Source organism: Luteolibacter sp. Y139 (assembly GCF_038066715.1).
In the GTDB taxonomy this organism is placed as follows: Bacteria; Verrucomicrobiota; Verrucomicrobiia; order Verrucomicrobiales; family Akkermansiaceae; genus Haloferula; species Haloferula soli.
Window position 1 is genome coordinate 355,342 of record NZ_JBBUKT010000006.1, and the last position, 12,623, is coordinate 367,964.

10 protein-coding genes and 2 tRNA genes are annotated in these 12,623 nt (G+C 61.6%); 6 read left to right on the plus strand and 6 right to left on the minus strand.

Annotated features, from left to right (window positions below):
• Positions 1–45: 45 nt before the first annotated feature.
• Positions 46–2,025: a DNA gyrase/topoisomerase IV subunit A gene (locus WKV53_RS16990; protein WP_341405972.1), complete on the plus strand. Its 1,980-nt coding sequence runs from the start codon at positions 46–48 to the stop codon at positions 2,023–2,025.
• Here WKV53_RS16990 and WKV53_RS16995 read toward each other — a convergent pair.
• The 3 genes from WKV53_RS16995 to gatB all read right to left on the minus strand — a co-directional run bounded on the left by WKV53_RS16995 (position 2,022) and on the right by gatB (position 4,827).
• On the minus strand, positions 2,022–2,804 hold the full coding sequence (locus tag WKV53_RS16995; protein ID WP_341405973.1) for a DNA-methyltransferase: 783 nt from the start codon (positions 2,802–2,804) through the stop codon (positions 2,022–2,024). The two genes, WKV53_RS16990 and WKV53_RS16995, sit on opposite strands and share 4 nt — an antisense overlap.
• Before the next feature lie 114 nt (positions 2,805–2,918).
• Positions 2,919–3,275 (minus strand): DUF2185 domain-containing protein, encoded by a 357-nt coding sequence (locus WKV53_RS17000; protein WP_341405974.1) that lies wholly within the window; start codon positions 3,273–3,275, stop codon positions 2,919–2,921.
• A 4-nt stretch (positions 3,276–3,279) separates the two neighbouring features.
• Positions 3,280–4,827 carry an Asp-tRNA(Asn)/Glu-tRNA(Gln) amidotransferase subunit GatB gene (gene gatB, locus WKV53_RS17005; RefSeq protein WP_341405975.1) on the minus strand — a complete coding sequence of 516 codons (1,548 nt, stop codon included), beginning with the start codon at positions 4,825–4,827 and terminating at the stop codon, positions 3,280–3,282.
• Between the two features lie 61 nt (positions 4,828–4,888).
• Between gatB and WKV53_RS17010 the strand changes: the two genes are divergently transcribed.
• Positions 4,889–6,739: an SLC13 family permease gene (locus WKV53_RS17010; protein WP_341405976.1), complete on the plus strand. Its 1,851-nt coding sequence runs from the start codon at positions 4,889–4,891 to the stop codon at positions 6,737–6,739.
• Positions 6,740–6,782: 43 nt separating this feature from the next.
• On the opposite strand, the gene WKV53_RS17015 is transcribed toward WKV53_RS17010, so the two are convergent.
• Genes WKV53_RS17015 through WKV53_RS17025 form a run of 3 tightly spaced genes read right to left on the minus strand, consistent with a single transcriptional unit; the run spans position 6,783 to position 10,167 of the window.
• A complete protein-coding gene (locus WKV53_RS17015; RefSeq protein ID WP_341405977.1) occupies positions 6,783–7,880 on the minus strand; it encodes a glycosyltransferase family 4 protein in 1,098 nt (365 codons plus the stop codon).
• The gene (locus tag WKV53_RS17020) at positions 7,877–8,797 is read right to left on the minus strand and encodes a mitochondrial fission ELM1 family protein (protein ID WP_341405978.1); all 921 of its coding nucleotides are present in this window, start codon (positions 8,795–8,797) and stop codon (positions 7,877–7,879) included. The genes WKV53_RS17015 and WKV53_RS17020 overlap by 4 nt, the downstream gene beginning before the upstream one ends.
• Positions 8,794–10,167: a lysophospholipid acyltransferase family protein gene (locus WKV53_RS17025; RefSeq protein WP_341405979.1), complete on the minus strand. Its 1,374-nt coding sequence runs from the start codon at positions 10,165–10,167 to the stop codon at positions 8,794–8,796. The genes WKV53_RS17020 and WKV53_RS17025 overlap by 4 nt, the downstream gene beginning before the upstream one ends.
• A 90-nt stretch (positions 10,168–10,257) precedes the next feature.
• Between WKV53_RS17025 and WKV53_RS17030 the strand changes: the two genes are divergently transcribed.
• From WKV53_RS17030 to WKV53_RS17045, 4 genes are all read left to right on the plus strand, one after another.
• Positions 10,258–10,329 (plus strand) — tRNA-Arg (locus WKV53_RS17030).
• Between the two features lie 14 nt (positions 10,330–10,343).
• Positions 10,344–10,431: transfer RNA gene (locus WKV53_RS17035), tRNA-Thr, on the plus strand.
• Positions 10,432–10,651: 220 nt separating this feature from the next.
• Entirely contained in the window at positions 10,652–11,437 is a 786-nt protein-coding gene (locus WKV53_RS17040) for an IclR family transcriptional regulator (RefSeq protein WP_341405980.1), read from the plus strand.
• On the plus strand, positions 11,434–12,444 hold the full coding sequence (locus WKV53_RS17045; RefSeq protein ID WP_341405981.1) for a LacI family DNA-binding transcriptional regulator: 1,011 nt from the start codon (positions 11,434–11,436) through the stop codon (positions 12,442–12,444). The genes WKV53_RS17040 and WKV53_RS17045 overlap by 4 nt, the downstream gene beginning before the upstream one ends.
• Positions 12,445–12,623: the final 179 nt, after the last annotated feature.

Genomic DNA, 12,623 nt, shown 5'->3' on the forward strand with positions numbered 1-12,623 from the left:
TCCGCACTTGCACCCCCCGCCCGGACGGCCCAGCCTCCGCCCTCCATGATGCCCGATCCGGACCAGCACGCCTCTCTGAAGGCGATGTATTCCGACTACTTCCTCGACTACGCCTCCTACGTCATTCTCGAGCGCGCGGTGCCGCACCTCAACGACGGCCTCAAGCCCGTCCAGCGGCGCATTCTCCACTCGATGAAGGAGCTGGACGACGGCCGCTACAACAAGGTGGCCAACGTCGTCGGAAATACGATGAAGTACCACCCGCATGGCGATACTTCCATCGGCGACGCGATGGTGCAGATCGGCCAGAAGGACCTGCTCATCGACTGCCAGGGAAACTGGGGAAATACCCTGACCGGCGACGGCGCGGCTGCCCCACGATACATCGAGGCCCGGCTCACGAAGTTCGCCCTCGACATCACCTTCAATCCGAAGACGACCGATTGGACGCCGTCCTACGACGGCCGCAACAAGGAACCGATCACCCTGCCGGTGAAGTTCCCACTGCTGCTCGCGCAGGGAGTGGAGGGCATCGCGGTCGGCCTTGCTTGCAAGATGCTGCCGCACAATTTCATCGAGCTCATCGATGCCTCGATCGCGGCCTTGCGGAAGGAACCTTTCGAACTGCTGCCTGATTTCCCGACTGGCGGGATCATGGACGCGACCGATTACAAGGATGGTCTGCGTGGCGGCCGCGTTCGGGTTCGCGCGCGCATTTCGACGGAGAAGAAGGGCATCCTTCGCATCACACAAATTCCCTTCGGCACCACCACTGGCGCGGTGATGGATTCCATCGTCGCCGCTGCGGACAAGGGGAAGATCAAGATCGCCAAGATCGAGGACAATACGGCGGCCGAGGTGGACATCCTCGTCCATTTGCCGTCTGGCGTGGATGCTGAGAACCTTCGTGACGCGCTTTACGCCTTCACCGATTGCGAGCTTAGCCTCTCGCCGAATGCGTGCGTCATCGTCGATGACAAGCCGCAGTTCCTCGGTGTCACCGAGATCCTCAAGCGCAATGCGGAGAATACGAAGGAACTACTCCGCATGGAGCTGGAGATCCGTCTCGGCGAACTAGCCGAGAAGTGGCACTTCAGCTCGCTGGAGAAGATCTTCATTGAGAATCGCATTTACCGCGACATCGAAGAAGAGACGACGTGGGAAGGCGTGATCGGTGCGATCGACAGGGGCTTGAAGCCCTTTAAGAAGCTCCTCAAGCGCGAGGTGACCGAGGAAGACATCGTTCGCCTCACCGAGATCAAGATCAAGCGCATCTCCAAGTTCGACTCCTTCAAGGCCGACGAGGAGATCAAGGCGCTGGAGAAGGACATCGAGGAGACCGAGAAGAATCTCAAGCAACTCACGAAGTACACCATCCGCTGGTTTGAGGACTTGAAAAAGAAGTATGGCAAGGGCCGCGAGCGGAAGACGGAGATCACCACCTTCGACCGTGTCGATCGCAGCCAGGTCATCCTCGCCACCGAGACGCTCTACCTCGACGACAAGAACGGCTTCGCCGGCTACGGCCTGAAGAAGGAGACGCCGCTTGAGAGGTGCTCCACGCTCGATGATGTCATCATTTTCGGCCAGGACGGCAAGATGCGGATCGTGAAGGTGGCGGACAAATTCTTCGTCGGCCAGCGCCCGTTGCGGGTGGCGATCTTGAAAAAGGATGAGGATCTCATCTACTCACTGATCTATCGCGACGGAAAGGAAGGCGCGATCCTCGCCAAGCGCTTCCGGGTTGGCGGTGTCACCCGCGACAAGGAGTATGACCTGATGAAGGGCACGCCGGGCAGCCGGATCTTCTACTTCGCCGTTCACAAGAGCGAAGCGGAGAGCGCGGAGCAGATGCTGATCGTCCACATCAAGCCGGCCCTGCGTCTGAAGAATGTCAGCCGTCCCTTCAACTTCGGCGAAGTCCCGATCAAGGGCCGCAGCAGCGGCGGTAACATCGTGACGAAGCTGCCGATTGACCGGATCGTCCGTGCGCCGAAGGACTTCGATCCGGAAGTCGGGGCTTAAGCCACCGGCTCTTCCAGTCGATCCTTCGTGACGGACAGGTAGTAGTCGTCCAACTCGATGCCGGTGAACTCCTTCACGCCCTGGCGTTTCGCCGCCACGGCGGAGCTGCCGATTCCCAGGAACGGATCCAGCAAACGCGTCTCTTCGCCCTTACCGTGGAGGCGGATGCATTGCTCCACCAGTGCGATCGGGAAGCTGGCTGGATGGGGGCGGTCGTTTTCGCGGGACTTGATGGTGTCGTAGGGGATGAACCAGGTGTTCCCGCGGCAACGCTTGTCGACTCCTCCGGTGTGTCCCCAGCGCGCGATGTTCGACTTGTCCTGATACGGAACCCCAGCAGCGCGGCGATCGAGCTTCACGTTGCCGGATTTGGTCAGGTGGAAGACGTATTCGTGGCAGTCGTTGACGAAGCGTTGTGAGTTGATCGGCTTGAAGTGCCCGGCGCTGATCTGCTCTCCGCCGCGGGTCTCGACGGTGATCGACTTGATCCAGTGGAAGGTGTTCTGGAGAGTGAAAAGCGCGCCGGGCCCCTCGGTGAATGCGAGCACGATCTGGTGCGGCATCAGGGGATTCGCGGGGGCAGCGCCGACGTTGAGGAAGAAGGAGCCGTCGTCTGTTAGGACGCGCTTCAGCTCAGCCGCCCAAGCCTTGCACCATTCGATAAACTCGGCGCGTCCTGCAGTGTCGTCGAAGCTGCGGTAATTGATGCCGAGATTATACGGCGGCGACGTGACGACGAGATCCACCGAACCCTCGGCCAAGGTTGGTAGAACTTTCAAACAATCGCCGTGGTAGAGCATGGAGAGAGGGCGGAGGATTCCGCCGGAGTTGGGCTAGGGTTCGGCGGAAAAGTCGGGAGGATTGAGGTCGGTGATCTTCATCTCATGCATTCCTCACGCTTCTTCCTGATCCAGTTCTTCTTCCTCAAAACGGTCTGTTCCTTCAATCCGCCCGAACGCAGAGCCTGCCGGGCTGCCAAGATGGGGAATAATCGCCGGGTCGTAGTTGCAGATCGTGTTGACCTCATAGAGCGCCCAATTCGTGGGCATGTCTGCATACTCTTGGCTTTCATCGCCGGAGAGAAAGCGCCAACCGGAGTCGATCTCGTTGTCTGGCTCCTGGCGATACATGTAGCCGACTTTCAAACCGTCAATGGTAATGCGGTCCGTTGCAAAACAGGACCCCATCGGCGGGATCAGTTGTCTGATCTCATCGGGAGCGATGCAGAAATTGGAATCGCGGGAGGCCACGCCGTTACTGGAGCTTTCCCTTCAGGAGATCCGTCACCTGCTTCGGGTTCGGCTTGGTGGAGGACGCTTTCATTACTTGGCCGGTGAGGAAGTTCAGGAGCTTCTCATTGCCCCCTTTGATCTCCTCAACTTGCTTGGGATTGGCGGCGATGACTTGGTCGCACAGTGCGTCAAGTTCGCCAGCATCGGCGGGCTCGAATCCGAGCTCCTTTGCCACTGCGGCGGGGTCTTTGTCGGGCGCATCGAGCAGCACGGCGAGGACTTCCTTCGCCTGACTTGAGGCGAGGGCTCCGCTTTCGACCAAACCTAACAGCGCGCCGGTTTTCTCCGCGGAAAGCGGCGAGTCGGAGATGGCCACGGAACGGTCGTTGAGTGCTCCGAGCAGGTTGTTGAGCAGGAAGTTTGCAGCCTTCTTGCCGGGGACGCCGGTGGCGGCGAGGGCTTCGAAGTATTTTGCGAGAGGAAGATCAGAGGACAGGACCGAGGCATCGTAGGCGCTCACGCCGTAGTCGGCTTCGTAGCGTGCCGAGCGTTCGTGCGGGCGCTCGGTCAGCAGCGGGCGGACCTTTTCCAAGATGGGCGCGGTGACGATTGGTAGCAGGTCGGGGCATGGGAAGTAGCGGTAGTCGTGCGCATCTTCCTTCGTTCGCATGAGTTGCGTTTCACCGCGGTCGTCATCCCAGCGGCGGGTCGATTGGATCTGTGCGATGCCTGCGTCGAGTTCCTCGGCCTGGCGCTCGACCTCGTGCGCGATGGCGCGACGGACGGCGGAGATGGAGTTGAGGTTCTTCAGCTCGACCTTCGCGCCGAGTGGATCGTTTTCCTTTAGGCGCAGGGAGATATTCACGTCGCAGCGCATCTGGCCCTTTTCCATGTCGGCATCGGAAATGCCGCCCTGTTGCAGGATCATCTGGAGCGAGCGCAAGTAGGCACCGGCTTCTTCGCCGGATTCAAGGTCGGGCTCAGTGACGATTTCCATCAGTGGCGTGCCGGCGCGGTTGAAGTCGATGAGTGAGGAGCTCCCGAGGTGCGTTGACTTCGCGACGTCCTCTTCAAGGTGGATGCGGTTCAGGCGCACCTTGTGACCGGGGCGGGCGATGTTCTTCCGTGCGTCGGTCGGGTAGCAGTGATCGTAGAGGGGGACGGCGCCGCCGAGGCAGAGGGGGAAGTCCATCTGCGTCGTCTGGAAATTCTTCGGCATGTCCGGGTAGAAGTAGCTCTTCCGGTCCCAGCGGGAGATTTCGGGCGATCCGCAATCCAGCAGCAGGCCGGCGAGCAGGGTCTTCTCAATGGCGTAGCGGTTCAGGACCGGCAGGGCGCCGGGGAGGCCGAGGCAGACCGGGCATGTGCGGGTATTCGGCTCCTCGCCGAAGGAGGTTTCGCAGGCGCAGAACATCTTCGTGCGCGTCTTGACCTGGCAGTGGACTTCGAGGCCGATGGTGACGAGGTAGGGCATTTCGGGAAAGCGGCTGGCGGTGAGCGTGACGGAGGATTTCCCGCTGGCCAATCCCGAATGCGTCCCCGCGGTGATGGCTTGTCCGGGGCTTGCCATTTCCGGCCTCCCGGTGCATGGCCGGGGCCGGTCGACCCCACACGGGGAGACGAAAAATCCCATGATGACTTTCCAAATCGGCCTGACCTTGGCGGTCATCGCCTTGACGCTGATCGCGTTCATCCGCGAGTGGGCGGCCCCGGATGTGATCGCCCTGACGGTGCTGTGCGGCGTTGTCGCGCTCGGGCTGGTCGGCATGAACGAGATGACCTCGGTCTTCAAAAACGAGGCGCCGTTGGCGATCGCTGCGCTTTTCATCATCGGCGGTGCCCTGGAGGCGTCCGGGGCGGTCGATCACATCGGCCGTGTGCTGCGGGACAAGCTGCCGAGCAATATCCGCCTCGCGATCCTCGGGTTCTCCATCCTGACCTGCTTTTTCAGTGCCTGGATGAATAATACCGCCATCGTGGCAATCCTGCTGCCGGTGGCGCTTGGCTTCGCTCGTTCCCGAGATTTTGCGCCGTCCCGGCTGCTGATGCCGCTGTCCTACTGCTCCATTCTCGGTGGCGTCTGCACCCTGATCGGCACCTCCACCAACCTGCTCGTCAACGGCACGCTGAAGGATCTCAAGATGGAGCCGATGACGATGTTCCAGCTCGCCCCCATCGGCATCCCGCTGTCGATCGCAGGCGTTGCCTATCTCTCGATCTTCGGGCCGAAGCTGATCCCATCGCGGACCACGATTTCAGGCAGCTTGGACATCAAGGATCGCGCGACGCCGCTCTATCACATTCTGATCGGCGAGAATTCGCCACTGATCGGCAAGCGGCTGAGTGAAACCCCGCTGTTTGATCACGGCCGGCATGTCCACATCATGGAAGTCCGCCGCAAAGGTGCGCGGGAAATGCACGCACTCAATACGCTGACGATCGAGAAGAACGACCGCTTCCTGATCGCCCTGCATGGTCGCAGGGCGAAGGCGGGCAAAGCCGAGGATCTCTGTGCGGAAATCGGCGCGAGTTTGCTTTCGACTATCGATGGTGTGGTGACCGAGCTCGTGGTTCGTGACGAGTCTTCGCTTGCTGGCCAAACACTGGCCCGGTCGGATTTCCGCCAACGCTACAATAGCGTCGTGATGGCGGTGCATCGCAATGGGGTAAACATCACCCATCAGCTCGCCGAGATTCCGCTGGATGCAGGGGACACGCTGCTGGTCATCACGGGGCTCAATAATCTCGATACCCTTGAGGCGACCCGTGACTTTATCCTGACCGATGCGCCGGAGGACACGCCGGTGTCGACTGAGAACAAGAAGCCTCCGCATCATGCCTGGGTTTCGTGGGCTGTGCTGATTGGTGTGGTGGTTGTCGCTACCTTGACCGATCTCCTTTGTGGCGAAGGAAATCTGTTCCCCAAGGCACCTGTCATCCCGATCCACTACGCGGCCATGGTCGGCGCGCTGATCCTGCTGTGGTCGAAGATCGTCACGCCACGCGAGGCCTATGCCAGCATCGATTGGCAGGTGCTGCTGATGCTCTACGGCTTGTTAGGCCTCGGTATGGCGATGCAGTCGACGGGCACCGCGAAATGGTTGGCCGAGGGTTTGGTGACCGTGGCAGGGGGCTTCGTGGCTCCACAGTGGATGCCGCTGGTGATGCTGTGGTTGGTATTCCTTCTCACCATTCTCCTTACGGAGGTGCTCTCGAATAACGCCACGGCGGTGATGATGGTGCCCATCGTGGTAACGCTCGCCCACAGCCTCGGCGTCAGCCATTGGCCGTATGTGATGGGCGTGACCGTCGCGGCCTCGACTGCCTTTGCCCTCCCCATGGGCTACCAGACGCACATGATGGTCTATGGTCCCGGCGGCTTCAAATTCACCGACTTCCTGCGCGTCGGCATCCCGCTGAACTTCATCTGCTGGATCGTCTCTTGCCTGCTGATCCCGCTGATCTGGCCGTTTCATCCGTGAATGCGGGAGCGCCGGTAGTGGACGCCGCGCTGCACGATATGGCCTATCGTTTCAGCTCGTCATAGACGGCCATGGTCCCTTCCAGCATCGCTTGCAGCGTGAAGGGATGGTCCGTCGGCACGGGTGGCGGATCCTCTAACAAACGCCTCACCACAGGCACGGCAGCGGCAGGATCATTCGCTGGAATGCGGCCTGCAGGATAGAGTAGGGCTAACTGCTCTCCCACGCCGCCATGATCGTATCCGGCGACCGGGATGCCCAAGCCGAGCGCTTCCAGAGTGGTGCGTCCGAAGGACTCGGGCTGTGTCGTGAGCGATAGGACCACGGATGAGATGGCAAGGATATCCTTCAGGTCCGAACGCCCACCCGTGAATGTCACTCGCTCGGCCAAGCCTTCCACCGTGAACAGGGCGCGGATCTCGTCCAGATATGCAGCCTTCTTCGGATGTGCTCCACCGGCAATCACCGCATGCAGGCGCTCATCCGGGGACAATGCTTTCAAGATCTTCGCGAAGTCCTCGTGTCCCTTCAACCGGGTGATCCGGCCGGGCAGGGTGAGGAGGTGCTTGCCGTGCGTCTCGGGAAATTCGTGGAAGAAGCCTGCTTTCCATTCGTTCGATGGCTCATAGCCATGGGGGTAGTCGGCGGGATCGATACCTCGGTGAACGACTCGCAGCTTGTCCGGTGAGGCCTTCGGGTAGTGCTTCAGAACATGATCGCGGATGCTCTCCGAAACGCAGATCACCCGCTCGCCGCAGGTCATGATCTCGGAGTAGCGGTTCACCGAGTTGAAGCCGTGGACCGTGGTCACCAAACGTGGTCGTGTCGCCGGGTCCATGCCACGCCACGCGAGCCAAGCCAGCCATGCGGGCACTCGCGAACGCAGGTGAAGGACGTCCGGCTTCTCCTCTGCAAAGAGACGTCGCAGCTTCGATACCAGCAGCAGAGATGACAGGCGCTTGCGGCCGACCGGCATCGTGATGTGGCGGGTGCCGCAGGCTTCGAGCTGCTGGAGCATTTTGCCGCCGCCAGAGACGACCAGCGATTCGTGGCCGAGCTCTCCCAGATGACGGGCGAGCTCCAGCGTGCCGCGTTCGACGCCGCCGGACTCCATTTCGGGGATCATTTGGAGCACCTTCATGAGGATGGCGAGATGAGTCTTTCCAGCACAATGGCAGCGCAGCGGTCGGCCTCGCGAAGCACTTGCGGTGCCTCGGCCAAGCCGGTCGATGGCGACCAGTCGGCAAAGCGAGTGACGAATCCTTCTTCCGCCAGTCGCTCGATGCCGCGCGCCACCCGGCCGGCTTTCTTGGTGGCGGGCACAGGCAGTAGTCCGACCTTCGCGCCGCTACTAAGGGCCTCGTAGATCATGGAGATGCTTTCCTCGGTCACCCAGACCTCGGCGGCCTCCGCCAGCATCTGCGGCAGCCAGTCGCGACCGGTTTCGGAATGGGGAAAGGCGGCCAGGGCCGGGCAGGCCTTGGTCAATGAGTCCAAGGTTCCTGCCGGAGAGCGTCGCGAATCGGTGACTCGCCAAGGACGATCCTTGTCGGCGGAAACGATCTCGCAAATCGCCGCTTCCACTTCCGCCGCGTCCCAGCCATGTGATGAGGATGGCCCGCCTAACAGAATCAATCCGCCATGCCGTGGCCGTCCATCGGGAGGTGGCACACGATTGAGCGCACCGATGGTGGGAATCACGTGATCCTGCGGCTCGCGTCCTCCCAAGTCGTGCTCGGGCACCAGACACAGATCGAAAAGCGCCGCGGGCAAGGTCGGCTTCATCATCAGCACGCACGGGACGTCATGCGCGCGTGACAAGGCCAACAAGGCCGGATGGACCGCGTGGCCCGCCCCGACCAAGAGCCTGGGCTTGGGCAGTTGCTTTGTTTCCTTGAACGCCTTTTTCAGCCGCGAGAAAGGGCCTCGTAACCCGGCGAGATGGATCTTTGACGTGGTCACCGGTCGCAAGCGGCCGATCGCTTCGGCCAGCCCGTAGGATTGGTTCTCGTGGCCTGGCTTGCCGTCGGACAGGACATGGATCTCCAGCGGAGTCATGCTTTGCGGTTCTTTGTGGTGAGCACCATATCCTCAGCCATCCGCCGCCAGCCCTCGGCATCGGAGGGCGTTGGAAAGGTCTTGGTCCACGGCTTGCCGGTGACCCCGGCACCGAGGATGGCGCGCAGCCCCATTCGCTTTGCAGCCTCGGCGATGGATAGCTCCCCGCCAAGTAGCAGCACGAAATCCAGGGGAACCGGGTGCGATGCATCACACTGCTCTAACAGGCCATCGCCGAGATGTCCGGGCACCTCGCGGTCCCAAGGAAAGCGCACAATCCGCGAGTCGTCAGGCAGCGCTGGCAGATTGCCGGGGTCGAGGACATCGATCCGCACATCCGGCCGCAGTTCAAGCAACGTGACCAGCGTCTCCACCGCCTCGGGCTTGCCATCGGGCAGGGTGACGGCAAAGCGGGTCGGCACCGTGGCCGCGAGGGCGGGTTCGGCCGGTGCTTGTTTGGCGAAGAAGCAAAGCGGGCGCGCCTTGTCGATGCGCCAGCGGTCGTGAAACCAGAAGACATCGGTCAACCGGTCGCGCATCGCGGTTTCCAAATGCGCGACGACCTCAGCGGTGCGGGCCTTTTCCGGCACCGGGCGCAGCTTCAGCCGCCAACGGCCGGTGCCGACGCAAAAAACCGAGAGCGTCACCATGGCGGCACCGGTGCGGCGGGCGAGCAGGGCGGGCAGGGGAGTGCAGGAGGAAAGGCGGCCAAAGAAGGGGCACAGCTCGCCATGGCCGCCCGCACGCTGGTCGGTCATCACCGTGACGACGCCACCCTCGCGGAGAAGTGCCGCGGGACCGTTGAAACCATCATGCTTGTCGAAGAGCACCGCGCCCTGCTGCGTCCGGCGCTTTACGGTCAGTTCGTCGAGAAGCGGGTTTTCGAGCCTCCGGAAAATCGGTCCGCCCTTGGCATTGGGACCGAGGGTTTTCACGAGCTGGGCGAGCACTTCCCAATTTCCCATGTGGGACCACACCAGCACCACGCCGCGGCCAGCGTGGACCGGACCTAGCAGGTGTTCCAATCCCTCGAATTCGATGTGATTTTCCAACTGCTCCGGCGTCATCAGCGCGGCGCGCTGGCTACTGAGCATATTATTGCCGGCGCGCCTGAAGGTTTCGCGGACCCGGCGGCGGATTTCCGCTTCATCCGGAGCCTCGGCCGCGGTGGCAATCCGCAGGTTGCGGGCGACCAGCTTGCGCCACTTCGGGAACAGCGCCCAAGCGATCAACCCCAGCCCCTGGCCGACCCGGACCGTGGTTTCCAGCGAGACCAGCGAAAGCAGCCCTTCCGCCGCCCGGAAAGCCGCATACTGCACCCGGTGCCTCAGGTTCGGGGGTTTGGGGGTATCATCGGCAGCTTCGCTCATGCGCGCCGGGACTTTCCACATCTCCGCGGTCCCCGGCAAGCCCTTGGGCTTGCCAGCCTGCCAACCCCACCGCTAGCCTCCCGCCGCTCCGCTCCCATAGTTCAACGGATAGAACAAGGGTTTCCTAAACTCTAGATCTGGGTTCGATTCCCGGTGGGAGTATTTCCTCACAATATGGGGACTCTGTGGCTGATCCGAAGGACCGAGCAGGTCATTCGTAATGATCAGGTTGGGAAACGAACCGTGGGTTCGAATCCCACCCCTTCACGACCTTTTAACCAATTGGTCCTGGGTCCGAGATCGGCGCTCTTTATACGCCAGAACCTAAATCAGGTGAGTCTATCGAGGCGTTAACCACTAGGTCGTAGGTTCCTCTAGGGACTCCGCGTCGTTCTGAGGATCCTGTTGCCTCAGCACCCCCAAGGAGGGATTTCCTGCTTGATTCAAATGTGAAATTAAAATGCACTGGTGAAAAGAGAGGGAAATGGACACCGCGACACTTTCACCGCCACGACGCTACGGCGCGCCTGCCTTGGACAAGGGGCTCGATATCCTGGAGCACCTTTCGAATGAGATGGTGCCGCTGGGACAGCTTGAGATCGCGCGGGCGCTGGGGCGGACGCCGGGGGAGATTTACCGGATGCTGATGTGTCTGGAGGAGCGGGGCTATGTGATGCGCGAGGAGGGGACGGGGAAATTCCGGCTGACGCTGCGCCTCTACGAGCTGAGTCATCGGCAGAATTCGACGACGTTGCTGCTGAAGGCAGCGCGGTTGCCGATGGAGATGCTCTGTGAGTCGGTGGGGCAGGCGTGCCACCTCAGCGTGGTCAATGGGGTGAACCTGATGGTGCTGATGGAGCGCATGCCCTCGTGTCAGGTGTGCCTCGCGGTTGGCGAGGGGTCGCGGATGCCGGTGCTACGAACGACCTCCGGCAAGCTGCTGCTAGCGCAATGGCCCGAGCGAGGGCGGGAGGAATTCCTGAACCAACTCGACGACTTCGCGGAGGCCTCGAGGGCGGAGCGCGAACGGATGTTGAAGACACTTTCTGAATTGAATGGAGCCACGCATCTTCAGACGGCGAGCGGTCTAACAGAGGGCGTGACGGACATTTCAGTGCCGGTGGGCGTTCCGGGTTCCGAAGTCGCGGGTGCCCTGGTCATTTCGTATCTCTCCGGCACCAAGAGCGGCGAGAAGAACGCGCCACGTTATCTGAAGGCGTTGCTGGCGAGCGCCGCCGAGATCAACCGCAACCTGGGGATCGCACGATGAACGGGACGCTGGATGCAGAGGCGATCCGTGAGCCGATAAGCCAGCGGGACATCGCGCGGCACTTCGGCGTCAGTCACGTGACGGTGTCGCTTGCGCTGCGCCATAGCCGACGGGTTTCAGCATCGCTGTCGGAGGAGATTCGCGTCTATGCCGAAAAGGTGGGCTATCGCAGTGACCCGGTGTTGCTCGCGTTGTCCGCCTATCGGGATCGCAAGAGAACCGGCCAAGTGCGTGGGGCGATTGCCTGGGTGAATGCCTGGTCGAAGCCCGGCGAGCTGCGGGCGCATCCTGAAGTCGAGCGCTTCTGGCTTGGTGCCTTCGCGGCGGCGGGAGAGAGACGCTACCGGCTGGAGGAATTCAGATTGGGCTCCGAGCTATCGGCCGAGCGTTTGCATGAGGTGCTGGAGACCCGTGATATTCGCGGGCTTATCGTGCCGCCTCATGTCTCATCGGAAGGATGGAACGGGTTTCCCTGGGAGAAGTATGCGGTGGTGAGTTTCGGACGATGCTGCAACGGACCACGGGGACACAGCGTGGTGCCATCGGCCGCGGCGAACCTTCTGCTCGCGATCCGCAAGCTGCGCGAAGCGGGGCATCGGCGGATCGGTTGCCTGACCGGTTCTTCGCTACTCAGGCAGGCGGGCTACTGCATGATGGAATGTCTGCCGATGGTGAAGCGCGGCCTGCCGGGTGACGATGACTTGGCAATTCTGGACCTCACGGGCGTGAGCGGAAGCAAGGTATCGGCAAAAGTCAGAGCCTGGGTAAGAGCGAATGAACTGGATGCCATTGTGGCGGACGACGCGACGACGATTGAAGCGATCGAGGTTCCCCATGGGGTGACGATGGTCACGCTGGCGGGTGCCGGAAGTGCAGGCGTCGATCCCGGAAGTGAAGAGATCGGTCGCACTGCGGTGCAGATGCTGGATTCACTGATGGAGGAGCGGGCGAGGGGAAACCGTGTGCTTTTCCGTGAGGTGGCGGTGGAGGGCACTTGGCGAGGGTAGTGCAGTCAGGTTGGATTTTGCCGGTTCTGCAGTGGTGCTATAGAATTGGTATGAAAACGACGATGATTGAGCCGTGACGGCTGTTGGCTTCCCCCACGTTTGGGGGGCTTGGGCATTGGAAGATGGACGGCAGCCGCGGGCTGGGGGAAGCTGGGGATCCGAATGATCTCATCGACCAT

Bases quoted from the DNA above. Each gene is read 5' to 3' on its own strand.
- WKV53_RS17010 (WP_341405976.1), top strand. From the start codon at position 4,889: ATGATGACTTTCCAAATCGGCCTGACCTTGGCGGTCATCGCCTTGACG.
- WKV53_RS17020 (WP_341405978.1), bottom strand. From the start codon at position 8,797: ATGACTCCGCTGGAGATCCATGTCCTGTCCGACGGCAAGCCAGGCCAC.
- WKV53_RS17040 (WP_341405980.1), top strand. From the start codon at position 10,652: ATGGACACCGCGACACTTTCACCGCCACGACGCTACGGCGCGCCTGCC.
- WKV53_RS16990 (WP_341405972.1), top strand. From the start codon at position 46: ATGATGCCCGATCCGGACCAGCACGCCTCTCTGAAGGCGATGTATTCC.
- WKV53_RS17015 (WP_341405977.1), bottom strand. From the start codon at position 7,880: ATGAAGGTGCTCCAAATGATCCCCGAAATGGAGTCCGGCGGCGTCGAA.
- gatB (WP_341405975.1), bottom strand. From the start codon at position 4,827: ATGGCAAGCCCCGGACAAGCCATCACCGCGGGGACGCATTCGGGATTG.
- WKV53_RS17045 (WP_341405981.1), top strand. From the start codon at position 11,434: ATGAACGGGACGCTGGATGCAGAGGCGATCCGTGAGCCGATAAGCCAG.
- WKV53_RS17025 (WP_341405979.1), bottom strand. From the start codon at position 10,167: ATGAGCGAAGCTGCCGATGATACCCCCAAACCCCCGAACCTGAGGCAC.